Genomic DNA, 25,727 nt, shown 5'->3' with positions numbered 1-25,727 from the left:
ACAATTTCGATTACAGTATTCATCCACACTTTATTATTCTCTTAAGCACTATGGCTTATTTTATGAACGATAAAAAACTAAGCAAACTATTCATTTGCATTTCAAGCTTCGCTTTATTTGCGTGCAGTACAGTGTCTCAGTCAACACCTCCCATTAAAATAAAAAATCATCCAATCGATGCGCTTGTCACTCAATATCAAGTTGAAACTACACTACCGTCTACAGCAACCAAGATTGATCAGATGCGTATCATGCATATTGATTTAGACTATGTCTACGATCCAGATAAAACCCAACAACAGCAAAACATCCAAGCATTAATTGCGCGTATACAACACATCCAACCGAATACTATTTTTTTACAAGCCTTTGCTGACCCTGATGCTAACGGTTCGGCAGACCAAGTTTATTTTGAAAATCACCATATCACGACTCGTGATAATTTATTCCCCCAAGTTTTCAGCGCGATTCGAGTGCAAACACAAGTTCGACACGTCTATGCATGGCTTCCGCTGATTGCGTGGGAGTTTCCCAAACAGGAACATTTACAATACGTAGAGAATAGCCAAGAATCCTCACATGGCTATATTCGTGTCAGTCCCTTTGATCCAAAAAATATGCGCTTAGTTGCAGAGATTTTTAGTGATTTTCTTCAAAAAAATCCAGTCGATGGCATTCTCTATCATGATGATATTACCCTTAGTGACTATGAAGATAATTCTGCCGCTGCACAAAAAATGTATACGGCATGGGGCTTCAAAGATCTCTCAGTACTACGCAATCCAAATCATCCCCAACAATTTAAATTTGCCCAGTACAAAACTGCTTATCTCGATCAGTTTGCAGCAGGAATCAGTCAGATTTTAAAAAAACAAAAGCCAAATTTGCTAACAGCACGCAATATGTATGCGCCAGTGGTACTCAATCCGAAAAGTGAACAATGGTTTAGTCAGTCGCAAACCAGTACCCTCCATCACTATGACTACAATGCCATCATGGCAATGCCCTATATGGAAGAAAGTTCCAACCATCGTCAGTTTTATTTAGACCTGATTGCTCAGGCAAAAAAATACGACCCAAATTTGGATCGTACTATTTTTGAACTTCAAGCCGTCAACTGGAAAAACAATCGTAAAATTTCCAGCCAAGAACTGGCAGAAACCATGCAGTTATTAAAGCAACACGGCGTCAAGCATTTTGGCTATTATCCAGATGATTTTGTGCAGCAACATCCACATGCATCGACCTTGAAGTCGGCGTTTTCACTGGATCATTCAGATCATACGCCCTAAGGTCACCCTCTTCACTATAGTGCAAGGTAATGTTCTTGGCTTGCTGCAAACGCTCAATGTCTGAAATACTCACGCTAAAGCTTTGAGCAAGATTAGAGGACTCTACATGGGTCGGAAATAACCGTTTTTCGTTATTACGGAAACGATACCAGTTATAACTTGCCCATAGAAAAAGACATAAAATGAAGATTGTGATGAGGCCCATCAAATGAAATAGGTTTAAAGGTTTTTTAGGCATTTCAGCCACAATCAGCTGCTCATAGACTAAGTTACCTTCAAACCACCAAAACAGGAGGGTGAGCAGAGGTAGAAACAACCACATCCACATCACCCACCCAAGTGCCAATAGACTATAACCCGCCGTTTTGTTCCGAACGTATTCAGGTTTATCAATATAAGCTGGAATATCGAGTTGTGCTTCATCAGTGATGATTTTAAATACTTCAATCTTTTGCATCAGTCACCTCTCCTCTAAAGCCACGGTCTGGACTCACCCAACGAGCACGCTTTTGCGTTTTCAATAAGGTTTTAGGTACAGCAACGACCGTTGTCATCATGGTTAAAAGCCAAAAGAACAAGGGATACCAAATGACCCAAAAATAGTTTCTTAGCATTCGACCACGATCATAGCGACTATCAATCATCAAACTAACAAAAAATTGAATCAGACAAGTGATACCTAAAATCACCCCATACCACTGCGGGATAAAGGACTGAATCGCCCACTCTCCAGGTAAAGGAAAAAACAAACCATAGACATATAAAACAATGATGCCAAACATTACATAAGCCCATAGCACACTGATCATAGACTCAATTGCGACAGGCCACATACGGCGTAAGCGCCATTTAAACATTTGTTTGGTATAGGCCAATAAGACCTCAATTCCACCCTGTGCCCAACGTAAACGTTGTTTCCATAACCCCCCAAAGGTTTCAGGCATATAAATATAGCCCAAAGCATTTGGCACATAGTGCAGATCCCAATGGTCGAATTGCAAACGCCATGACACGTCAATGTCTTCGGTAATCATATCGTCACGCCAGTAGCCAATACGATCCAATGCCTTTTTACGAAAAGCGACCAACACCCCTGAAACAGTAAAAATACGCCCATAGGTGCGCTGTGAACGCTTAATTAAGCCAATGATAGATGAGAACTCACCGACCTGAATTTTGCCAAGAATACTCGAACGATTGATAATTCTCGGGTTTCCCGTCACTGCACCTACACGTGGAAAACTGGTTAAATGGTGCATCATCCACAACACAGCATGCGGATGCAACAATGCATCACCATCAATACAGACCAAATACTCATGCTTACTGACCATAGCCCCAGCTTTTAAGGCATAGGCTTTACCTTGGTTTTCGGCCAGATGTACCACACGCAAACGCGGATATTTCAATTGTAATTCATCTAAAATTTCGGCCGTTTTATCCTTACTGCCATCATTAATTGCAATCACTTCAAAGTCAGGATATTGCGTTTGCATGGCATATTTGATGGTCTCACGAACTTGATCTTGCTCATTAAAACAAGGAATTAAAATGCTACATGCATGCTCACTCGGCTGAGGAATCTTATTTTGCTTATATTCACGTTTTAGAAAAAACCATATACCACCTGCAATCCATAGCCAAGCCATAAACAAGGGATATAAAAATGCAAATCCAAAATAGTAATCACTAAAACTTAAACCAGAAAACCATTGCATTATTTTTTCTCTAAAACTTTTTGAGTAAATGGATCTCGATAACTCAATGGACTGCTATTTAAGCTTAGCTCAGGATAAAAATTCTGCTGAATGGACTGTGCTTGGTTAAAGCTATAATTATTCACACCTACTTTCTGAATCGCTAAGCTTCTCAGTTGTTGATAGTTTTTCTTCAATTGTTTGACTTGTTGTTTGGTTAATGGCTCAGGCACATTAAAGCTGGCAATTAGGTACTGTTGCTCTTTGTCATCAAAAGATTTCAATTGCTCTAGAAAAGCGTTAAATACCTCAGGTTGCTGTATTGGATCTAATTCTACATAAATGAAATCAGCATAGTCTAAGGTATAGTCAAGCAATGGCTTTAAGCCTGCAAGTTGGGTTTGATCTAATTTAAACTTCAGTGCTGTTTGGTAGTTATTACTAATGTTGGCATAGTATTTGGCTTGATCTTTAGTCCGCTCCTTAATTTGGAAAACTTGTTGCACTTTTGCTTCACAGGTTGTATCCCATTTCTGCTGACGTACCGCACAGTCTAGCATCGATCCAGTATCGAGCATCAAACCTTCAATTGAGGTATTATTTTTGACTAAGTCAGCTGTTAATACAGACAAATCTAACTTTTGCTCAGTTTCTAAACTCAATGGAAGTTCTGCATAAACACGATTGCCAATACGTGTCCGTGACTGCCACACTACACGGTTAAGCATATCTTGCTGCATCGTCAACTGTCGGTTTGGAAAATAGGCAACGTCTATTTTTCCGTCCCCATTACTATCCGATACGGCCTTAAGAATAAGCGTACTGGTTTTTAGACCATCGATTTTATCCAGTAACTGTCCAAGCTTCTGATTAAACTGTTCATTATTAGCTGATTGCATTTCGGCCAAATCAAAACGTAAGAAACTCTTTCTTTGCTTATAGGGAGCACGTACATAGTTTAAAAACTCCAACATTTCTTGATTAATCATTTCAGGTGTTGGATTATCCATAATCAAGGCGCGTTGGTATGTTTTTACTGAGTCCGCCAGTGGTGCCACACTGCCTAGACTAAAGGACATAGGCAAACCTGCTTGGGCCGCCAACTCCTCAGTTTCGGTCGTCACCGCACCATAGGGCCAAAAAATGGCTCTGCTATTAATCCCTAATTCGCGGTCTAAGGTTTGCTTCGATTTTTTTAAATCAGTAACTACCCGACTTTGATACTCGGACTCTGTTTCATAGCGCTTTTGCTTTTCAATATATTCACGGGTAATGGCAGCAGGTTGCATATTTTGCTGTGGGTTGGCCAAAATACCGCGGTGCATATTGTCAGAGTGAGAAACAAATTCAGCATAACCTGACGCAACCATTTCACGCATCTGCGGCCATGTCATTAAGTTACCCTTACCATATGCTTCATAAGCATCTTTGGTATTGCCATTGATCCAACTGGTCGGAATAGCAAAAACTGCTGGAGTTTTATATTGCTTTAACAGTGGAAAAACGCGGTTATAACTACTTAAAGCACCATCATCAAATGTTAAAAGCAGGGCTTTGTTGGGTAATGTTTTCTTCCCCTGTCTGGCTAACCAAATATCTTCTAGGCGAATTGGATGCCAATCTTCTCGTTGAATCCACTCCAGATACTGACCTAGATTCTTCGTACTAATTGCATAAACATCACGATCTCCTCGTTTTGCCACATCATCACGTACATCATGGAAAGTTAAAGTCACAAATTGGTTGTCTTGTAATTTAATCTGTCTTGGTTTTTGCAATTCAGCATGTGAAAGCATCGGTAAATAAACTGTGCCTACTAAGCTCAATACCATTAAGATCTTGGTGAATTTTTTCATTAAAAGCGCCCCTCAAAACCAATGACACCGTACGTTCTTTCCTCTGAGTCGCCATCATATGGATGTACACCCCAACCAATGCCGTAATTCAACTTCCATGTTCTCGACAGTTGCCAATCGTGTTGGTAATAGAAGTTATAAATCGCTTTTGCTGAAAAATCCGTCTGTTTATATGTACCCATACTGGCTTCAAAGTGCTGACTAAAATGACGATCATAATTACGCCATGTCATCCAATCATGAGCTAAAGCTACTTCTAAACTATAATTAGACTCTGGATTAAAATAATCCGCTTCGATATCATCATTTTGACCGTAGTAACCACGTAAGGTGGCTTGCGTAATATGATGCGGCGCTTGAAAAACCTGTTGCATAAAATATGCGGCAACTTCTTGACGCGTATTACCATCATCGATATCGGTCAGTTGATAAGTTGCTCCTGCTTTTCGCGACTCATTTTTTGCCAATCCCCCCCCACAGCATAGGATTTGCCTTCAAAACCATGTTTAACAGCTTGTAAAGGAATATTGGCTTGACTGTTATAACCTACATGATAATTCCAGTGATCATTAAGCCAATGTGACCATTCTAATTCAGCACCCAAACGATCACTATCTGTAGCCTGAGATATTGCAATGCTGGCATGCTTACGCTTTGATGCCCACTCAAGTCCTAACCCAATACGGCTGTCATCCACTTCACCATCATCAAAATCAGACCAACGATAGTTATGTGTAGCATACGCTCGATAATTATCAGAAAACCATGGACTATTAAGGCGAGTTTGATGATCGCGTTCACGTGAACCTTTTAATTGCCCCAACAAATCACGGCTATCCGACTTACTTTTTGAAATGGTAGTTTGATGTTGAATGGTCGCTCGATTACGGTCATTCAGCTCTTTCTGACTAAGCTGTACCCCAGTATCCAAGGGTGCTCGTTGCATTAAATCGGCATTTTGAGCTTTCCAAGCTTGGATATTGCCTAGCGCTTGGCTGTTTTGCATATTATTAATATGTGTTGCCTGATCTATTGGCTCTACCCCATTAAGTTGAGATAGATTGGTTTCTGACAGTTCTGGTTTTTCACGCCAACGCTGAATCAGGGCTAAATTATTTTGATAACTTACATTATTGGGGGCTTGTTCAAGCAGTTGTTCGAAGTATTTTTCCGCTTTGGCATGTTCATTGCGATAAGCATAGTTCAGCCCTTTTAAACCCAAATATTCCAGACGATCATCGTGCGTTGTTCGATTTACCCCTTTAGCAGCACTATAAATAAAAGTCGGTAATAGGTGATCCATCTGTACAATCAACTGATCCGCTTGCTTAAATTTTTCCTGTTCAACAAGTGAATAATACAAGCCTGCATAAACATCATAATTGGGATAATTTTTTTCCAATAATAAGCTGCGATAATACACTTCAGCGTTCTTAGGCTGGCGTAATTTCAAATAACTGTCTGCTGCTGCATGACGGACATAAGCTGGCATTTCTAAAATAGGCTGATTCACTTTTTCTAATGCAGCCAAAGTTTGTTTTGAAGCTTGGCGTGCGTTTAAAGCATAACTATAGTCATAGTAAAATTTATTTCGAATCGCTTGATCTTCTGGAAGATTAGTCTCATAACGCTGCATGTCAGCAATCACTTGATCAAGTTTGTTATACGCCAACATCCCCTGATCACGATAAGTCAACATACGTTGTGACTGAATCGCATTTTGTATCCGTTGAGAGAACTCATTCAGTTTCACACTATGAATTAGATTAGGACGAGATGCACTTAAGTTATGACTGTTTATATATTGTTCAGCTTTTACATAATCACTATTTGCCATCAACGCTAAAACATATTGTTCTTGTATATCTATATTTGATGCTTGCTTACTCAATGCATCTTGAGCTATCTGAAGCGCTTCTACAGGCATATTCAAGACGCGATAAGCATATGACATCTGCGCTAAATAGTCTGGACTTAGTTGGTCTTTTTGAATTTGTGCTAATTTTTGTTTGGCGACAGTGGTTTGGCCTGCTTCTGCATTTAACACGCCCTGCCACACCAACCATTGCTGTTGTTGACTCTGTTGATAAAATATATCAGCCCATTTAGCCGCAGCTACAAATTGTTTTAAATCGCGTTGTCCCTTCACAACGCTCAACCATGCGTATTCAGGAAAACTTTGAACATTGATGCTCTGTAAACAACTCAAATCAGAGGCTGTTAATTTTTGATGAGCATATGCACTCACAATATAATCTGCTATGAGTTTTTGATTTTTTGGCTGCTGTGCCAATAAATTTCGTAATTGTTTTAGACCTTGTTCAACCTCTCCTGATCTAATCAGAACGACACTCTCTTCCCTGAGTTGATCAATATTATCTGCCGCTTTAACAAGAGTCATGGGAGAAGTACTAGCTAAAATACAAATTGCCCAAATTGACTTATTATAATTCATATACTTTTCACGCTATTTTACTAAAGATCATCACACAATAAATTGCGTGACTTTCATCACATTATATTTATAAAAGTGAGCTAAACCAAACGATTTTCTTAAAGTAAATTGTAAGAACAAAAGTCTATTTTTATATGATGCGGTTAATAGGATGAGAAGGAAATCCCCTATTTAGGGGATTTTTCCAAAAATTTATAACTTAAACTAAACCTTTATCCTTTAAAAGTTGTAACATGGTTGAACCGAGTTCTGCTGGGCTACGCGTGTACGCCATCCCCGCTTTTTCAAATGCTGCAAACTTTTCTTCCGCAGTACCTTTACCACCAGAAATAATCGCTCCCGCATGCCCCATACGCTTGCCTTTCGGTGCCGTTACACCTGCAATATAACCCACAACAGGTTTAGTCACATGCGATTGAATATATTCAGCTGCCTCTTCTTCAGCCGTACCACCAATCTCACCAATCATGATAATCGCTTCAGTTTGCGGATCTTCTTGGAACAGTTTCAAACAATCAATTTGGTTCATGCCGGGAATTGGATCACCACCAATACCAATACAGGTGGATTGACCTAAACCAAGCTTAGTCGTTTGCGCAACAGCTTCATACGTCAATGTACCAGAGCGAGAGATAATACCAATTTTACCCTGTTGGTGAATATGACCCGGCATAATCCCGATCTTACATTCCCCCGGAGTAATAATACCCGGACAGTTTGGACCAATCAGACGCGTACCATTACCATTTGTTTCAAGATAACGCTTAGCTTTGAGCATGTCTAAAGTTGGCACACCTTCTGTGATGACCACAATCAGCCCAACACCTGAGTCCACTGCTTCAATAATTGAATCTAATACAAACGGAGCCGGTACATAAATCACTGTCGCATCTGCGCCTGTACCTGCGACTGCATCTTTCATGGTGTTAAATACAGGTAAATCTAGGTGGGTTGTGCCACCTTTACCAGGAGTTACCCCACCAACGACTTTAGTTCCATAATCTAGCGCTTGTGCTGAGTGGAATGTACCATTTTTGCCTGTAAAACCTTGTACTAATACTTTGGTGTCTTTATTAACTAATACGCTCATATTGATACTCCTTACGCTTTTACTGCAGCAACAATTTTTTCTGCGGCATCCGACAAGCCATTTGCAGAAATAAGTTTTAAACCTGATTCATCAAGTAATTTGGCACCCAATTCAGCATTGTTTCCTTCTAAACGGACAACCACAGGTACGGTCACATTTACTTCTTGAACCGCTGCAATAATTGCTTCAGCAATCATGTCACAACGTACAATTCCACCGAAGATATTAATCAACACCCCTTGTACAGAGGTATCTGCCAAAATAATTTTAAACGCTTCAATCACACGGTCTTTGGTTGCACCACCACCCACATCAAGGAAGTTCGCAGGTTGGCCGCCATAGAGTTTAATAATATCCATGGTTGCCATCGCAAGGCCTGCTCCATTAACCATACAGCCAATGTTTCCTTCAAGCGCAACGTAGTTGAGGTCAAATTCAGACGCTTTTAACTCACGTTCATTTTCCTGCGATTTATCTCGTAGCGCAGCAATTTCTGGTAAACGGTACAGCGCATTTGAGTCAATCCCCACTTTGGCATCGACACACAGGATGTCACCATTTTCACGCACAGATAGCGGGTTAATCTCAAATAAAGCAAAGTCATTTTCGATGAATGCTTGATACGCAGCAGACATCACTTTCACAAATTGATTCACTTGACCATCTTTAAGGTTCAACTTAAATGCAACTTCACGTGCTTGGAATGGCAATAAGCCAACCAAAGGATCAACTTCAACTTTAATAATTTTTTCAGGGGTTTCTTCAGCAACCTTTTCAATCTCGACGCCACCTTCGGTCGAAGCCATAAAGGTCACACGACGGCTTGAGCGGTCAACCACTGCACCTAAATACAGCTCACGCTCTACAGGATAAACATCTTCCGCGACAAGTACGCTATTTACAGGTTGGCCATGGCTATCGGTTTGATAGGTAACAAGGTTAGTCCCAATGATGCTTTTTGCATATTCAGCAGCTTCCGTTGCAGACTTTACAACTTTTACGCCACCCGCCTTACCACGACCACCCGCATGCACTTGGGCTTTCATAACAGCAAATTTTCCGCCTATTTGTTCAAAGGCTTTTACTGCTTCGTCTGGAGTGGTGGCAAGTACGCCCTCTTGGACAGGCATACCATATTTTTTTAATAGCGCTTTAGCTTGATATTCATGTAAATTCATCGACTAACCTTTTTATTACTGCTTATTTACTTTTTGTTACACCGAAACTGTTTACTATCACAGTAACCATTTTGGATTTTTAAAACTTCTTGTCTTTATTTTTAGATGATTCTTCATGAGAAGACAACACCTGAAACAAAAAAGAGCGACCGTAGTCGCTCTTTTCGTTGTCTTATTTGCGTTTACGCTGAATTGCGTGAATCGCTCGACCATCGACTGCAAGTGCAGCTTCATGAACCACTTCAGAGAATGTTGGGTGACCGAAAGTCATCAACTGTAGATCTTCAACCGAAGATACAAACTCAAGTGCAATCATACCTTGGTGAACAATATCAGACGCAGCAGGTCCAATCACGTGCATACCAAGTAGACGGTCAGTTTTTGCATCCGCAACAAACTTCACGAAACCAGCACCTTCGCCTGCAGCTAAAGCACGACCATTGACTGCGAAACCGAATTGACCAGTTTTCACTTCGTGGCCTTTTTCTTTCGCTTGCTCTTCAGTTAAACCAACCCACGCCGCTTCAGGGTGTGTGTAGATGACTGAGATGATTGTGTCGTAGTTGACTTGTGCAGCATGACCGTGAATACGCTCAACTGCCATTACGCCTTCTTCCATTGCTTTATGTGCAAGCATTGGACCACGTACCAAGTCACCAATTGCATATACACCTTCAACAGAAGTTGCACACCAATCGTTTACTTCAACCAAGCCACGTTCAGTCAGTTTAATACCGCAATCATCTGCCAACAAACCTTCAGCATAAGCACGACGACCTACACAAACGATCAATTTATCGAAAGTTTGTTCTTTGTCTTCGCCGCCTTGGGTATATTTAACAGTCACTTCACGACCATTAACTTCAGTACCTGAAACTTTCGCACCGATACGGATATCCATACCTTGCTTAGTCAATAGTTTTTGGTAGTCTTTTGCCAAAGCTTTGTCAGCCATTGGTAAGAACGCATCCATTGCTTCAAATACAACAACTTCTGCACCCAAACGACGCCATACTGAGCCTAGTTCGAGACCAATTACGCCCGCACCAATCACACCTAAACGCTTAGGCACTTCCGGGAATTCTAAAGCGCCAGTAGAATCAACAATAATGTCTTGATCTACAGGAGCAACAGGAATATTTACAGGAACCGAACCAGTCGCGAGGATCACATACTTAGGTTCTAAAACTTGAGTTTCGCCTTCATGAGAAACGAACTCAACTTTTTTACCAGCAAGTAGTTTACCAGTACCTTGTAACCATTCAATACCATTACCTTTAAGTAATTGCGCAACACCACCAGTCAATTGCTCAACGACTTTGTCTTTACGCGCTAGCATTTTAGACAAATCGAAAGCAACTTCACCCGTTGTAATACCGTGGTCATCTAAATGCTGAACAGTATCTTCATAACGATGTGAAGAATCTAGTAATGCTTTAGATGGGATACAACCCACGTTTAAGCATGTACCACCCAAAGATGGTTTACCTTTGTGAATACGTTTTTCGATACACGCAACTTTAAAGCCAAGTTGAGCCGCACGAATTGCCGCTTCATAGCCACCTGGGCCACCGCCAATAACAACAAGATCAAATTGTTGAGACATTTTTATCTCCAAAAATGGGCTTAGAGGATCACTCCAAGCCCACTGATTTATTCTTTAGAATTAAAGGTCAAGGATGAGTTTAGCTGGCTCTTCTAACAATTCTTTAATTGTTACAAGGAAACCTACAGCTTCTTTACCATCGATTAAACGGTGGTCATAAGAAAGCGCTAAGTACATCATTGGCAAGATTTCAACTTGACCATTTACCGCCATAGGACGCTCTTGGATTTTGTGCATTCCCAAAATAGCAGTTTGTGGCGTGTTTAGAATTGGTGTAGATAACAATGAACCGAAAGTACCACCGTTAGTAATAGTGAATGTACCGCCAGTCATGTCTTCAATACCAAGCTTACCGTCACGTGCTTTATAAGCATAGTCACGAATACCGTTTTCTACTTCAGCGTAGTTCATGCGGTCTGTATCACGTAATACAGGAACCACTAAACCACGGTCAGAAGAAACCGCAACACCGATGTCGTAGTAACCGTGATATACGATGTCATCGCCATCAATAGAAGCGTTTACTGCTGGGTAACGCTTCAATGCTTCAGTTGCAGCTTTCACGAAGAAAGACATAAAGCCTAAACGTGCACCATGGCGTTTTTCAAATGCGTCTTTGTATTGTGCACGCATTTCCATGATTGGCTTCATGTTCACTTCGTTAAACGTTGTCAACATTGCAGTTTCTTGCGTTGCAGCAAGTAGACGCTCAGCAACACGCTTACGAAGACGTGTCATAGGAACACGCTTTTCAACACGCTCACCCACAGCAACACTTAATGGTGCTGCAGCTGGAGCTGCTGGTTTAGTTTGATGATTTGCCACATCTTCTTTCGTAATACGACCACCACGGCCTGTACCCGCAACATCAGCAGCTGGAATACCAGACTCAGTCAATGCCTTACGTACAGCAGGCGCTTGATCAGCAACTTGAGCACGTTCAACGACTGGTGCAGCACCTGCTTCAGTTTGAACAACCGCTTGCTCTACTTTCGATTCAGATTGAACTGCTTCAGTTTGCGCAGCGCCAGATACAGCACCTTCTTCAAACTGTGCAATCACTTCATTTGAAAGAACAGTGTCACCCTCACCTTTAATGATCGATGCAATTGTACCGTCAGCAGGAGCAACAACTTCTAAAACAACTTTATCTGTTTCAATATCACAGATCACTTCATCACGTGATACTGCTTCACCTGGTTGTTTGTGCCAAGTTGCGATTGTTCCATCCGCAACTGACTCAGGGAATACCGGTGCTTTAATTTCGGTTGCCATTACTAAGAATCTCCTGTTATTCAGCTACGATCGCTAAAGCGTCATTTACGAGCTGAGCTTGTTGTTTTGCATGTAAATATGGTGAACCACAAGCCGGTGCAGCAGAAGCTTCACGACCTGCATAACTGATACGTACTGGTTTAGCCGACTTCATTACATCATCATATAGACGAGGAGCAATAAACAACCAAGCACCTTGGTTCTTCGGCTCTTCTTGCGTCCAAACAATGTCTTTCACATTTGGATATTGAGCAAGAACTTCAGCAATACGTTGTTCAGGGTATGGATACAATTGTTCAATACGAACGATTGCAGTGTTATTCAACTCTTGCTCACGACGTTTCTCAAGCAAGTCGTAATAAACCTTACCACCACACAGAACCAGACGGGTTACATCTGACTTGTTGATATTGTCGATTTCATCAATCACAGTTTGGAATGTACCATTTGCAAGTTCACTTAAAGTAGACGTTGCAAGCTTGTGACGAAGTAAAGACTTCGGTGACATGATGATCATTGGCTTACGAATTGGGCGAATCGCTTGACGACGTAAAGCATGGAAAATCTGTGCAGGTGTAGTCGGTGTCATCACTTGCATGTTGTCTTCAGCACATAGCTGTAAGAAACGCTCTAAACGTGCAGATGAATGCTCTGGTCCTTGACCCTCAAAACCATGAGGAAGAAGTAGCGTTAAACCACATACACGCTCCCACTTGGTTTCACCTGATGCGATGAACTGATCGATCACCACCTGTGCACAGTTTGCGAAGTCACCAAATTGTGCTTCCCAAATGACCAAGCTCTTTGGCAAGGTGGTTGCATAACCATATTCAAATGCCAATACTGCCATTTCAGACAATAAAGAATCATAAACAGCAACACGCGGTTGGTTTTCTTTGATGTGGCAAAGTGGAATATAAGTAGAACCGTCAACTTGGTTATGTAATTTCGCATGACGATGCGAGAATGTACCACGACCAACATCTTCACCTGTTAAGCGAACTAAATAGCCTTCATCCAACAAAGTTGCATAAGCTAAAGTTTCTGCAGCACCCCAGTTCAATGGCATTTCGCCAGTTTGCATTTTCAGGCGATCATCAATCACTTTTGCAACCTGACGCTGCATTACGAAGCCCTCAGGAAGCTCACGCATTTTGCGACCAAGTTCTTTTAAGCGATCTTCAGAACATGTTGTATCCCATACGTCTGTATAGTCATGTCCTAAGTACGGTGCCCAATCTACAAACATTTTTGTATTTGGTTCAAGTACCAATGCATTGGCAACGTGCTTACCTGCTTCTAAATCAGCACGGTAGTCTTCAACCATTTGATCTGCTTTAGCACGGTCTAAGACGCTTTCTTGAACCAATTGGTCTGCATACAGCGCACGCGTTGTCGTTTTCTTGTTGATGACTTGATACATCATTGGCTGAGTCGCAGCTGGCTCGTCCGCTTCGTTGTGACCACGGCGGCGGTAACAGAACATGTCAATGACAACGTCTTTACGGAAAGTATGACGGAAGTCATGTGCCAATTGCGCAACAAACAATACTGATTCAGGATCATCACCGTTCACATGGAAAATCGGTGCTTGGATCATTTTCGCGATGTCCGTACAGTATTCTGTAGAACGCGCATCACGTGGATCAGATGTTGTGAAACCAACTTGGTTATTCACCACAATGTGAACCGTACCACCCACTGTATAGCCACGTGTTTGTGACATTTGGAAGGTTTCTTGGTTAACACCTTGACCTGCAAATGCAGCATCACCGTGAACAATTACTGGCAATACGTCATCACCACCAATGTCTTTACGACGGACTTGACGTGCACGTACTGAACCTTCGACCACAGGGCCAACGATTTCTAAGTGTGATGGGTTAAACGCCAATGCCAAGTGAACTTCGCCACCTGGAGTCATTACGTTTGAAGAGAAACCTTGGTGGTACTTAACATCACCAGAACCTTTTTTATGTAAGCTCTTACCTTCAAACTCACCAAATAGGTCTGCTGGGTTTTTACCCATGATGTTTACAAGAAGGTTCAAACGACCACGGTGAGGCATACCAATGACCACTTCTTTACAACCTACAGAACCTGCACGTTGAATCAAAGCATCAACCATTGGAATGAAAGACTCACCACCTTCCACGCCGAAACGTTTTGCACCAACGTATTTATTACCTAGGAATTTTTCTAGGCCTTCAGCCGCAGTTAAACGCTCTAATACGTGTTTTTTCTGTTCTGCAGTGAAGTTGAATTGACCGCGCGCACCTTCAAGGCGTTGTTGAATCCAACGTTTTTCTTTGGTATCAACAATGTGCATGTATTCTGCACCAATTGAAGCACAGTACGTTGCTTCCATGGCTTGAACCATTTCACCTAGAGTTGCTTCGTCTTTACCAATCAAAAGATTACCTGTATTGAATACAGTGTCTAAATCAGATTGGGTTAAGCCATGTGCAGCAAGGTCAAGATCTGGCACGATTTCACGTTTTGCCAAACCCAAAGGATCAAGCTTCGCTTTTTGGTGACCGCGGTTACGATACGCTGCGATTAGTTGTAGTACGCCAATTTGACGACGTTCATGTTCTGTACTAACAGAACTTTGTACCACTGCTTGAACACGACTTGAATTACGACCTAGTAATAAGAATTGCTCACGTACATTGCTGTGTGGTTGATCACCTTTCGGGTATTTATCGAAGTATGCTCGCCAGTCAGCTTCAACTGAGTCTGGTGCAGCCAAGTACTGCTCATAAAGTTCTTCAATATACGCTGCACTATCAGCGGAAAGTTCAGTGTCAAGACGCAATGCGTCAGCAACTTCTTGCATTTGTGGACCCATTTCCTATTGCAAAAACATTTCAGGATGCTTTTTAAGCGAACCCATGATTAGTAATGTCAAATTGGTAACATGACATTAGTCCCCATAAGGCGGATGCCATGAGGCGTTATCACTACATTAGAATTACCCAATGTGACAATGAATCATAACGCCCTCAGCGGCATCATCACTCATTTATACCCGGCCAAAACCGAGCAATTTTTTTGCAAATCGACTTAGAAAAAATAAAGCATTGCATTATTTTTTCTAAAGCGACTAACCCTTCATTTATACTCGCTCTAGTGCGGCTTAAATGTTGAATTAATGTACATATTTAACGCGCATTTTTTAAATATAAACGTGCAAAAATTTTAACATACTCCCCATATTTCAATTGATTTTTTTGACACATACCTTTCATAAATTGGCGAAATACACATATCAAAATTTCATCTAATATATGGTGCTTTAAATAAAACCGAGTTTCAACGTAGACCAAAGTCTACTCCAAAAAAACATACGAAAAGAGAGCACCATCTCTCAATATGCCCTCTCATTTACAAGCCCCATCTTAACACCTTCATAACTTTTTTGCAGACTCATCCTTGCACTTATTTATGACATTTGTTTTAAATCACTGTGCTTTTCACTGATCTGGTACATTTCCAGTAAAAGTCTCACACCACCAACAAAAATAATTTCAACTTGGTCTTTTCATAAAAATTTAACGCAATAGAAAAATTTTTAACCAAAAATAAAAAAGCACACCTTATAGGTGTGCTTTTTGTGACAGCTATATCAATCTAAAGATTAACCAGCAGCATCTAAAAGCATGTTACGGATGTGACCGATTGCTTTCGTTGGGTTCAAACCTTTAGGACATACCGATACACAATTCATAATACCTTTACAACGGAACAGCGAGAATGGGTCGTCAAGACGAGCCAAACGCTCTTGAGTTGCTGTATCACGAGAGTCGATGATGAAACGGTATGCATTCAACAACGCTGAAGGACCCAAGAATTTGTCTGGGTTCCACCAGAATGATGGGCATGATGTCGAACAACATGCACAAAGAATACATTCATATAAGCCATCTAAGTGTTCACGCTCTTCAGGAGACTGTAAACGCTCTTTCGGTGGTGCAGGCTGGTTGTTGATCAAGAATGGGTGAATTTTGTTGTACTGATCGTAGAACTGATTCATATCCACAACTAAATCTTTAACTACAGGCAAACCAGGTAAAGGACGGACTGTAATCACTTCTGGTAAGTCGTTTAGGTTCCAAAGACATGCTAAACCATTTTTACCATTGATGTTCACACCATCTGAACCACAAATACCTTCACGGCATGAACGACGGAATGTTAATGATTCATCCTGTACTTTCAATGCAAGAAGTGCATCAAGCAACATACGGTGCTTATCAGTCAACTCTAACTTGAAAGTTTGCATGTACGGCGCTGCATCCTTATCAGGATCGTAGCGGTAGATATTAAATGTACGAGTACCTCTACTCATCTTACTTCTCCCAATTAGAATGTACGTGGTTTAGGTGGAATTGCAGCAACAGACAATGGTTTGTAACGTACTGGCTTGTACTCAAGACGGTTATCGCTAGAGAACCATAATGTGTGCTTCATCCACTCATCATCACGACGACCATATGGGTAAGCTGGATGATCTGGAGACTCTTCAAAGTCTACAACCGTATGCGCACCACGGCACTCTTTACGAGCTGCTGCTGAAATCAATGTTGCTTTAGCCACTTCATACAAGTTTTCAACTTCTAAAGCTTCTACACGCGCAGTGTTAAATACTTTAGATTTGTCTTTCAAGTGAATATTGCGTACACGCGGTTCAATGGCAAGAATCTGCTTCACACCTTCTTCAAGAAGTGCAGTTGTACGGAATACACCAGCATGATCTTGAACGATGTCACGGATTGCATCTGCAACTTCTTGGGCATTTTCACCAGTTGTTGACTCATCTAACTTACGGATACGTGCAACAGTTTGCTCAAGTACAGTCGTAGGAAGCGGTTGGTATTCATCACCGTGATGTTTAGTCACGTAGTCAATGATGTGCTCACCCGCCGCTTTACCAAATACAACCAAGTCAAGTAATGAGTTGGTGCCTAAACGGTTTGCACCATGTACAGACACGCAAGAACATTCACCAATTGCATAGAAGCCTTTAACAGGTTTCGTAAAGTTACGATCGCCCGCATTAGTCGAATAGATATCGCTATCTTTGTCATAATGTGCTGCAAATGCTTCAGTTTCAGAACCTTCAGGCACAACCACTTGACCGTGGATATTCGTTGGAATACCACCCATTTGGTAGTGAATTGTTGGAACCACTGGAATTGGCTCTTTGGTGATGTCAACGTTCGCGAATTTCTTACCAATCTCAAATACAGATGGAAGACGTTTCATGATCGTTTCAGCACCCAAGTGCGTCATATCAAGCAAAATGTAGTCTTTCTTCGGACCACAGCCACGACCTTCTTTAATTTCTTGGTCCATAGAGCGTGATACGAAGTCACGTGGTGCCAAATCTTTTAAAGTAGGCGCATAGCGTTCCATGAACGGCTCACCAGAATCGTTACGTAGAATTGCGCCTTCACCGCGACAACCCTCAGTCAGCAACACGCCCGCACCTGCCACACCTGTTGGGTGGAACTGCCAGAATTCCATATCCTGTAATGGAATACCTGCACGCGCAGCCATACCAAGACCGTCACCAGTGTTGATATACGCGTTTGTAGATGCACGATAAACACGACCCGCACCGCCTGTAGCAAACAATGTAGCTTTGGCTTGGAATACTGCAATTTTACCCGTTTCTTGGTCGTATGCAGTTACACCAAGTACATCACCCGCTTCGTTACGGATTAAGTCAAGTGCAATCCATTCAACAAAAAATTGAGTACCCATCTTCACGTTGCTTTGATAAAGCGTGTGAAGAAGTGCGTGACCTGTACGGTCGGCAGCAGCGCAAGCACGTGGAACCGCTTTTTCACCGTAGTTTGCAGAGTGACCACCGAATGGACGTTGGTAAATCGTACCATCTGCGTTACGGTCAAATGGCATACCCAAGTGTTCTAGCTCATAAACCACTTGCGGCGCTTCACGCGTCATGAATTCAATCGCGTCTTGGTCGCCCAACCAGTCAGAACCTTTAACAGTGTCGTAGAAGTGGTAGTGCCAGTTATCTTCTTGCATGTTACCAAGAGATGCACCAATACCACCCTGTGCTGCAACAGTGTGTGAACGTGTAGGGAATACTTTGGTTAATACCGCAACTTTCAAACCCGCTTGAGCAAGTTGGTAAGATGCACGCATACCTGAACCACCACCACCAACGATGACTGCGTCAAAGAATTGGTGTGGAATATTTGTATAATCTTCTTTAGGGTTAATCGCGCCCATGATATCTTCCTATCAATTCGCCCAGAAAATCTGGATTGCCCAGATTGCGTATGCAAAAACAGCAATAATCACTGCTGAAGTCAGCACTAGGCGTAAACCTGAAGCTGAAGGACCCATTTGACGAGTAGTCACATAGTCAGTGAATACTTGCCACATACCAATCCAAGCATGTGCAACAAGAGATAAGACGGCCAATAAAGATAAAATCTTCATTGGAGCTGTCATCATAAAGCCGTACCACTGTTCATAGCTAAAACCGCCATTGCATAAGATCCAACCTAAAACAACAACTGTATAAACCGCTAATACGACAGCACTTACACGTTGGATAAACCAATCGCGAGAACCTGAACCCGTTAAACCAGTAGCACTTTTCATTAGATAACAATCCATACAAATGCCGCAACAATACCGATTGCAGACAAGATCAATGAAATAGTAGCTGCGATACGACCACTTTGCAGTTCTTCAGCAATACCGATATCTGCAAGTAAGTGCTTAACACCCGCAATAAAGTGGAAAATTAAGCCGGCTACAAATACCCATACGACAAAACGCACAATGAAGCTATTAAAAATAGCCTGAACTTGAGCAAATCCTTCAGGCGAAGACAATGACTTGTCTAAGATCCATAGAAGTACCGGTACGAGTAAAAATACGATAACACCTGATAGACGGTGTAAGATTGATGCAATAGCCACAGGGGATTTTAAGTTTACTTCTAAAACTTGACCCATGGACAAATTGACAGGTCTGTTGCTTTTCACAGCGGGCATCCTGTAAGTAAAAACTCCATCCGGAGTTTGTTGGAATTAATTCGAAGGAAAGCTGGCATTGTTCAGCAGCTAGTTTAAAACTCTAAATTAAATAGCGTTTGAACTTAAAACGACACTGAATTATAAGACGTGAACTATCAAAATACAAACAATGCACTTGGCCTTTTTGCATAAAAATCCTTTAAATAAGAATCATTAACACTTAGATAAATACCTTGCGCTACAATACTTTAGCTTCAAATCTCAGCTATATATTTGGTTTTTATAAAATAAACACCAAATTCAAGTGTTAAAATTTATACAAAAGTGGTAAAACTCGACTTTAGACTAAAGATGCACAAAAAAGTCTTGCTTTTAAAACTGGCTAATTTCACTGCTTTACTTTAATCATTTTTATTTATATATAAAATGTTCATTATTTTATTTTAATATAATGGCATCAAGATGCATGATATTAGTGCAACAGATTAATCCCCTACAAAATTGAAATATCTCGTAATAAATTTAATTAAAAACAATTTTTTCACATCCGTATCAATAAAAAAAGTGACTTATATATCGTTTTCGAAATACCAAACAAGCTGCTTTTTATACAGTTAAATTATTTTTTTAACCCACTTATTGTTTTTAACAATGACTACGAAAACAGCATTTTCTTTTTAAAATAATGCGTAAGTTACGAGAATCATAATAAATGTAAATATATGACGATTTGAGTTCCATTTCTTTTCAAGCGATTTTTCCAATATAAAACTGCTTACAATTGCATCAGCAACATTTTTTATTTATGCACTTGCTCGTTGAATTAACTTATTATAGTGTGTCGGTGCTGTGATTTTATGCAAATTTTAATGGATTAAATCTTAACTATAACTTCGTAAGTCATCATTTTATCCATAAGTATAATTGACAAAATTTCAGTACTCTCTACTCTTAGAGCAAATTTTTAATCCGTCTGATTCGTGCATTAAAAGATGAGTATTTCGAGTCAGATAAATCATTCACCAGGACAGGAGATCTATTGAATGTCTGAAGCAACTGGCAAAAAAGCCGTTTTACAGCTTGATGGCAAAGAAATTGAATTACCAATTTACAGCGGCACATTGGGCCCAGATGTAATCGACGTTAAGGATGTATTGGCCGCAGGTCACTTCACTTTTGATCCTGGTTTTATGGCTACTGCTGCATGCGAGTCTAAAATCACTTTCATCGACGGTAACAAAGGTGTGCTTTTACACCGTGGCTACCCAATCGACCAGTTAGCAACTAAAGCTGACTACTTAGAAACTTGCTACTTACTTCTTAATGGCGAGCTTCCAACAGCTGAACAAAAAGAAGTATTTGATGCTAAAGTTCGTAACCACACTATGGTTCACGATCAAGTAAGCCGCTTCTATAACGGTTTCCGTCGTGATGCTCACCCTATGGCAATCATGGTTGGTGTAGTTGGTGCGTTGTCTGCGTTCTATCACAACAATCTGGACATCGAAGATGTTAACCATCGTGAAATCACTGCGATTCGTTTAATCGCTAAGATTCCTACTTTGGCAGCTTGGAGCTACAAATACACTGTTGGTCAACCATTCGTTTACCCACGTAACGATTTGACTTACGCTGAAAACTTCCTGTACATGATGTTTGCAACTCCTGCAGACCGTGACTACAAAGTAGATCCAATCCTTGCGAAAGCAATGGACCGTATCTTCACGCTTCACGCTGACCACGAACAAAATGCTTCTACGTCTACAGTACGTTTAGCTGGTTCTACTGGCGCTAACCCATATGCATGTATCGCTGCGGGTATCTCTGCACTTTGGGGTCCTGCTCACGGTGGTGCGAACGAAGCTGTTCTTAAGATGCTTGATGAAATCGGCACTGTAGAAAACGTTGCTGGCTTCATGGAAAAAGTGAAAACTAAAGAAGTTAAACTCATGGGCTTCGGTCACCGTGTGTACAAAAACTTCGATCCACGTGCGAAAGTAATGAAAGAAACTTGTGACGAAGTTCTTGGTGCTCTTGGCATCAACGATCCACAGCTTGCTCTTGCTATGGAACTTGAACGTATCGCACTTTCTGACGAATACTTCATCAAACGTAACCTTTACCCTAACGTAGACTTCTACTCAGGTATCATCCTTAAAGCGATTGGTATCCCGACAGAAATGTTTACAGTGATCTTCGCGCTTGCACGTACAGTTGGTTGGATCAGCCACTGGTTAGAAATGCACAGCGGTCCTTACAAGATCGGTCGTCCTCGTCAGCTTTACACTGGTGAAGTTCAACGCGACATCAACCGTTAATTCGGTCTGCGTTGATAGACAAAAAACCACCCGCATGGGTGGTTTTTTTATATGGTGAATTTTAAATCTACCATTTATGAATGACACAGTTGTCTTGTCCTGAAATAGATTGACAGTATTCCACTTCAAACCGAGTTAAGCAATTAGCTCGGTTTTAGTTTGCTCATACGCCTGATTCGGGGTGTTCATATTTAAACTTAAATGTGGTCTATAGCAATTATAAATCATGATAGATTCCGCAATTAAGTGATCTAACTCCTTCATGGTTTGACATCGTGTAGTTAAAAATTCCTGCTTTAATATTCCATTAATCCGCTCTGCTAATGCATTCTGGTATGAGAAACACTGTTTCGCAAGGCCTCCATCTGTCATAGATGGACATACCCCATAATGGCGTAATGCCGATTGATATAGTTCAGAGCAATACTGAGAGCCTCTGTCTGAATGGTGAATCATCCTGGCTGCCCGATCTGTCACATGCTGCATCGCCATATGTAGAGCCTGCACAACATTCTCCGCACGCATATCATTCGATAACTTATAACCTTTAATCTGACGGGTATAAGCATCTGTCACTAAGGATAAATAATGTACGCCTTCAGCACTCTCAACATAGGTAATATCACTGACAAAGACTTCATTGGCTTGCACAGCTGAATAATCCTTTAATAAATTTGGATGCTTCTTCATCCAATGCTTGCTATCCGTAGTTTTTGTATAGCGACGCTTGGGGCGAATCAATAAATTATGCTCTTTCAATATTTTAAATAACTGATCCCGTCCACACTTTAAACCACGCTGCAACAATTTGCCTTGAATAAGCCAATACAGCTTACGTGTTCCGATACTTGGCATAAGACAGCGATACTCCATAACCAACTCGAGTATTTGTTCGGTTACTTGTGCAGTCATTTGAGCACGTTTTTCTGCTTGATAATAAGCTTGTCGAGTGATTCCTAACCACTGACAATAACGTGAAACGCTTAGTCCTCTTTGGCTTTGCCAATCTTTGAAACGTGCTCGGTATACTTTTTTCCAAGATCAGTCCCACATTCTTTATCAATGTGATAAATCACATCCTGTATAAATTCAGTTTTAAGCTTTTCTGCGGCTAACTACTTTTCTAATTGGCGGATTCGTTGTTGGGGTGTTAATTGGCGTTTAGAAGAAGTCGGCATATTCGAACTCCAATCCTGTTGTCCGTGCTTGCGTAACCATACCAGCACAGTTGATCTTCCTTGAATACCATATTTTGCCTGAGCTTGTTTATAAGTAATTTGCCCTTTTTCTACTTCATCTACCACCATCATTTTAAAGGCGAAGCTATAATCACGTTGTGTACGCTTAACTCGTTGTTCTCGTGCATGTTCCATAAAATAAGTCTCTTAAGGTGTAAACTTATTTCAGGACGGGACAAGTTTAAGTATTAAAAAGCCTGAGTTAACTCAGGCTTTTTAATACTTAATGTGGCTACTTTAAGCTTCAACAACATCATAGTGTTTTAACTCAAGCGCAGATAAACGTTGCTTTAACTCAGCCAAGGACCACGGCCAAGCCGCGAAGTTACGCCCATTTTGATCTAAATAATAGCTTGAACAGCCACCTCGGTTAAATACGGTGGTTTTTAAATGAGTTTGTACCTTGGCATTGTGATAACGTAGAACATCTCGCTTGACCATCATACGTTTAAAGCCTTGCTGCTTCATTTTTAGTAGACCATCTACAATGTACTGAATCTGAGCTTCAGCAATGCCAATAAAAGAGTCATAAACCAAGATATTTGGGCCCAATACCAAAAACGCATTCGGCACATTTTCCAAACTTGTACCCAAGTACGCTTCTGGCGAACTGTCCTTCCAAAGGTCGGCCAATCGTTCACCTTGGGCATTCCATACACGTTAGCCAATTGGAGGATGTGCCACTTCAAAACCAGTTCCCCAGATAATGACATCGACCTCAAATCGCTCCCCATTTGCCGCAATGACACTCTGCCCATCAATCTCGACCAACCCTTGTGGCAACAACATAACATTGTCTTGTTGCAGTGCTGGATAATAATTGTTGGCAAATAAAAGTCGCTTACAGCCGATCGAAAAGTTCGGCGTTACGGCTTTACATAGGGTCTCATCCTGTATTTGCAATTTTAATAATTGACGGCTTAAAAAATTGACTGGCTCCAGCAGTGATGGGTGACGCAGCCCAAAGTTGATCGCATTTAAAATACTGGAAACACTGTTCCTCCAGCCTTGCTGAATCATCGGGAATTTAGCCACCAGCGACTTCACGCTAGCATTGAGTTGCATATCCGCCTTAGGCAAAACCCACGGCGCAGTACGCTGAAATATGATCAACTCTTTCGCCAACGGTTGAATTTGTGGAATAAACTGAATAGCCGATGCGCCTGTCCCAATCACTGCAACCCGCTTCCCCGTTAAGTCATAATCATGTTTCCAACGGGCTGAATGGAACATTTCTCCTTTAAACCCCTCTATCCCTTTAATTTTAGGTAAGGACGGTTCTGTAATCGGCCCTGTGCTAAAGATCACGGTTCGTGCTTGATATGCCCCTTGAGAAGTTTCGAGTTGCCAAATATTCGCCTCATCATTCCACTTAGCACTGAGCAACTCATGCTGAAAGCGGATTTTGTCTTGCAATTCAAACTGCTCAACCACCCGTTCTAAGTAACTTAAAATTTCAGGTTGTTTCGCAAATAAATGGCTCCATTGATGACTAGGTGCAAAGGAAAATGAATACAATGCCGAAGGTACATCACAGCCACAGCCGGGGTAATTATTATCACGCCACGTACCGCCAACTCTCTCCGCCTTTTCTAAAACCAGATAGTCCTGATAGCCGACTTTTTTCATTTTATAAGCCGCAGCAATGCCCGAAATCCCTGCTCCCACAACAATGGTATCGTAAGTATGTACGGCTTTAGGACGAAGCACAGCCTTTTTACGGGTCTGCTTAGGTTGAGCTTCCGTACTTTTTGACATGGTAGTTTGATCTCGCATTTGATCAAACGGCGCTTGCACATCTACTTGCTCGATCTCTAATTGCGTTTCCATATTCATTTTTCTCTATTCTTATTTTGTGATTTGATTAAACAGTGGATAACCCAAACCTAAAAGCTTGATGTATAAGCTTGGTGATGCGCGCTTCATCCACCAGAACAATTTGGCATCAGGTTGTGGAATGGTATAAAGCTTGCCTGCATCTAAGCGATTTAATGTTTTTTTGACTACAGCATCACTGGTGGTAAACGCATGGTTCATCAACAGTTTGTCAGCCAGTCCAGAATAGCGACTTGGCAAACGCCCATTCTTCATAATATTGGTCGGCACCAAGATCGGACACAGCACATTGACTGCAATGTTATAAGCCTGAAGCTCTGAAGCTAAGGTTTCTGATAGTGCCAAAACACTAGACTTGGTCACGTTGTATGCTGTCATCTCAGGGGCTGCAGTATAGCCCGCAGCTGATGCCACATTGATAATGGCACAAAAGCCTTGCTGTTTAAATTTAGGGACAAAATAGTGGCAACCATGAATTACTCTCCACAGGTTGACATGCATACACCACTGCCAATCCTCCAGCGACACCTCATCAAACCTACCACCTAGCCCAACTCCGGCATTATTGATGAGCACGGTGACAGGATGCCCAAAAAGCTGTTCCGCTTACTCCGCCAGAGCGTGTACAGATTCTTTTAATCCAACATCACAATACACCGCATAGGCTGACGAAGATGCCATCGACTGAATCAAATCTACCGTCTCCTGTGCCGAGCTTAAATCAATATCTGTACAGATAACATCACCACCGCATTTTGCTAGTCAGAATGCAAAGCTACGACCAATTCCACTAACTGCACCCGTTACAACTGCGTAGGCCTTTTGACTTGGTTTATTTTTTTACTCAACAGTCCCATTTCACAA

14 protein-coding genes and 4 pseudogenes are annotated in these 25,727 nt (G+C 41.4%); 2 read left to right on the top strand and 16 right to left on the bottom strand.

The genetic code is table 11. The features are described from left to right. Positions 1–131 precede the first annotated feature (131 nt). Positions 132–1,292: a poly-beta-1,6-N-acetyl-D-glucosamine N-deacetylase PgaB gene (gene pgaB / locus ACG9ZB_RS01340; RefSeq protein WP_419323585.1), complete on the top strand. Its 1,161-nt coding sequence runs from the start codon at positions 132–134 to the stop codon at positions 1,290–1,292. Here pgaB (ACG9ZB_RS01340) and pgaD read toward each other — a convergent pair. From pgaD to sdhC, 13 genes and pseudogenes are all read right to left on the bottom strand, one after another. Next, positions 1,189–1,749, bottom strand: a complete 561-nt coding sequence (gene pgaD, locus ACG9ZB_RS01335; protein WP_279743509.1) for a poly-beta-1,6-N-acetyl-D-glucosamine biosynthesis protein PgaD — start codon at positions 1,747–1,749, stop codon at positions 1,189–1,191. The two genes, pgaB (ACG9ZB_RS01340) and pgaD, sit on opposite strands and share 104 nt — an antisense overlap. Then, positions 1,736–3,010, bottom strand: coding sequence for a poly-beta-1,6-N-acetyl-D-glucosamine synthase (gene pgaC, locus ACG9ZB_RS01330; RefSeq protein WP_419323583.1), 1,275 nt, complete (start codon positions 3,008–3,010; stop codon positions 1,736–1,738). Before pgaC ends, pgaD begins: the two co-directional genes overlap by 14 nt. Beyond that, positions 3,010–4,845 (bottom strand): poly-beta-1,6-N-acetyl-D-glucosamine N-deacetylase PgaB, encoded by a 1,836-nt coding sequence (gene pgaB, locus ACG9ZB_RS01325; protein WP_419323581.1) that lies wholly within the window; start codon positions 4,843–4,845, stop codon positions 3,010–3,012. The genes pgaC and pgaB (ACG9ZB_RS01325) overlap by 1 nt, the downstream gene beginning before the upstream one ends. Further along, positions 4,845–5,791: pseudogene (locus ACG9ZB_RS01320) on the bottom strand (hypothetical protein). Before ACG9ZB_RS01320 ends, pgaB (ACG9ZB_RS01325) begins: the two are co-directional and overlap by 1 nt. A 1,708-nt stretch (positions 5,792–7,499) precedes the next feature. Next, positions 7,500–8,390: a succinate--CoA ligase subunit alpha gene (gene sucD, locus ACG9ZB_RS01315; protein ID WP_419323579.1), complete on the bottom strand. Its 891-nt coding sequence runs from the start codon at positions 8,388–8,390 to the stop codon at positions 7,500–7,502. An 11-nt stretch (positions 8,391–8,401) separates the two neighbouring features. Further along, entirely contained in the window at positions 8,402–9,568 is a 1,167-nt protein-coding gene (gene sucC, locus ACG9ZB_RS01310) for an ADP-forming succinate--CoA ligase subunit beta (RefSeq protein ID WP_058870082.1), read from the bottom strand. Between the two features lie 172 nt (positions 9,569–9,740). Further along, positions 9,741–11,174 carry a dihydrolipoyl dehydrogenase gene (gene lpdA, locus ACG9ZB_RS01305; RefSeq protein ID WP_419323577.1) on the bottom strand — a complete coding sequence of 478 codons (1,434 nt, stop codon included), beginning with the start codon at positions 11,172–11,174 and terminating at the stop codon, positions 9,741–9,743. A 60-nt stretch (positions 11,175–11,234) separates the two neighbouring features. Then, complete coding sequence (gene odhB / locus ACG9ZB_RS01300; protein WP_419323575.1) at positions 11,235–12,449, bottom strand: 2-oxoglutarate dehydrogenase complex dihydrolipoyllysine-residue succinyltransferase; 1,215 nt, start codon at positions 12,447–12,449, stop codon at positions 11,235–11,237. A gap of 16 nt (positions 12,450–12,465) precedes the next feature. After that, positions 12,466–15,288 (bottom strand): 2-oxoglutarate dehydrogenase E1 component, encoded by a 2,823-nt coding sequence (locus tag ACG9ZB_RS01295; RefSeq protein ID WP_419323573.1) that lies wholly within the window; start codon positions 15,286–15,288, stop codon positions 12,466–12,468. A gap of 801 nt (positions 15,289–16,089) precedes the next feature. After that, positions 16,090–16,800, bottom strand: coding sequence for a succinate dehydrogenase iron-sulfur subunit (locus tag ACG9ZB_RS01290; protein ID WP_004982744.1), 711 nt, complete (start codon positions 16,798–16,800; stop codon positions 16,090–16,092). A 14-nt stretch (positions 16,801–16,814) separates the two neighbouring features. After that, a complete protein-coding gene (locus ACG9ZB_RS01285) occupies positions 16,815–18,713 on the bottom strand; it encodes an FAD-binding protein (protein ID WP_419323571.1) in 1,899 nt (632 codons plus the stop codon). 12 nt (positions 18,714–18,725) lie between these two features. Beyond that, positions 18,726–19,091 (bottom strand): succinate dehydrogenase, hydrophobic membrane anchor protein, encoded by a 366-nt coding sequence (gene sdhD, locus ACG9ZB_RS01280; RefSeq protein WP_004695554.1) that lies wholly within the window; start codon positions 19,089–19,091, stop codon positions 18,726–18,728. Then, positions 19,091–19,489, bottom strand: coding sequence for a succinate dehydrogenase, cytochrome b556 subunit (sdhC, locus tag ACG9ZB_RS01275; protein WP_005400408.1), 399 nt, complete (start codon positions 19,487–19,489; stop codon positions 19,091–19,093). The genes sdhD and sdhC overlap by 1 nt, the downstream gene beginning before the upstream one ends. Before the next feature lie 1,025 nt (positions 19,490–20,514). Here sdhC and gltA point away from each other — a divergent pair. After that, complete coding sequence (gene gltA, locus ACG9ZB_RS01270) at positions 20,515–21,789, top strand: citrate synthase (protein ID WP_419323569.1); 1,275 nt, start codon at positions 20,515–20,517, stop codon at positions 21,787–21,789. Between the two features lie 135 nt (positions 21,790–21,924). Here the strand turns inward: gltA and ACG9ZB_RS01265 are convergent. From ACG9ZB_RS01265 to ACG9ZB_RS01255, 3 pseudogenes are all read right to left on the bottom strand, one after another. Continuing rightward, a pseudogene (locus ACG9ZB_RS01265) lies at positions 21,925–23,162 on the bottom strand (IS3 family transposase). Between the two features lie 102 nt (positions 23,163–23,264). Continuing rightward, positions 23,265–24,803, bottom strand: a pseudogene (locus tag ACG9ZB_RS01260) (flavin-containing monooxygenase). A 72-nt stretch (positions 24,804–24,875) separates the two neighbouring features. Then, positions 24,876–25,720, bottom strand: a pseudogene (locus ACG9ZB_RS01255) (SDR family NAD(P)-dependent oxidoreductase). Positions 25,721–25,727: the final 7 nt, after the last annotated feature.

This window comes from Acinetobacter johnsonii, from assembly GCF_048551975.1.
In the GTDB taxonomy this organism is placed as follows: Bacteria; Pseudomonadota; Gammaproteobacteria; order Pseudomonadales; family Moraxellaceae; genus Acinetobacter; species Acinetobacter johnsonii_A.
This window is presented reverse-complemented; position numbering and strand designations above follow the sequence as displayed.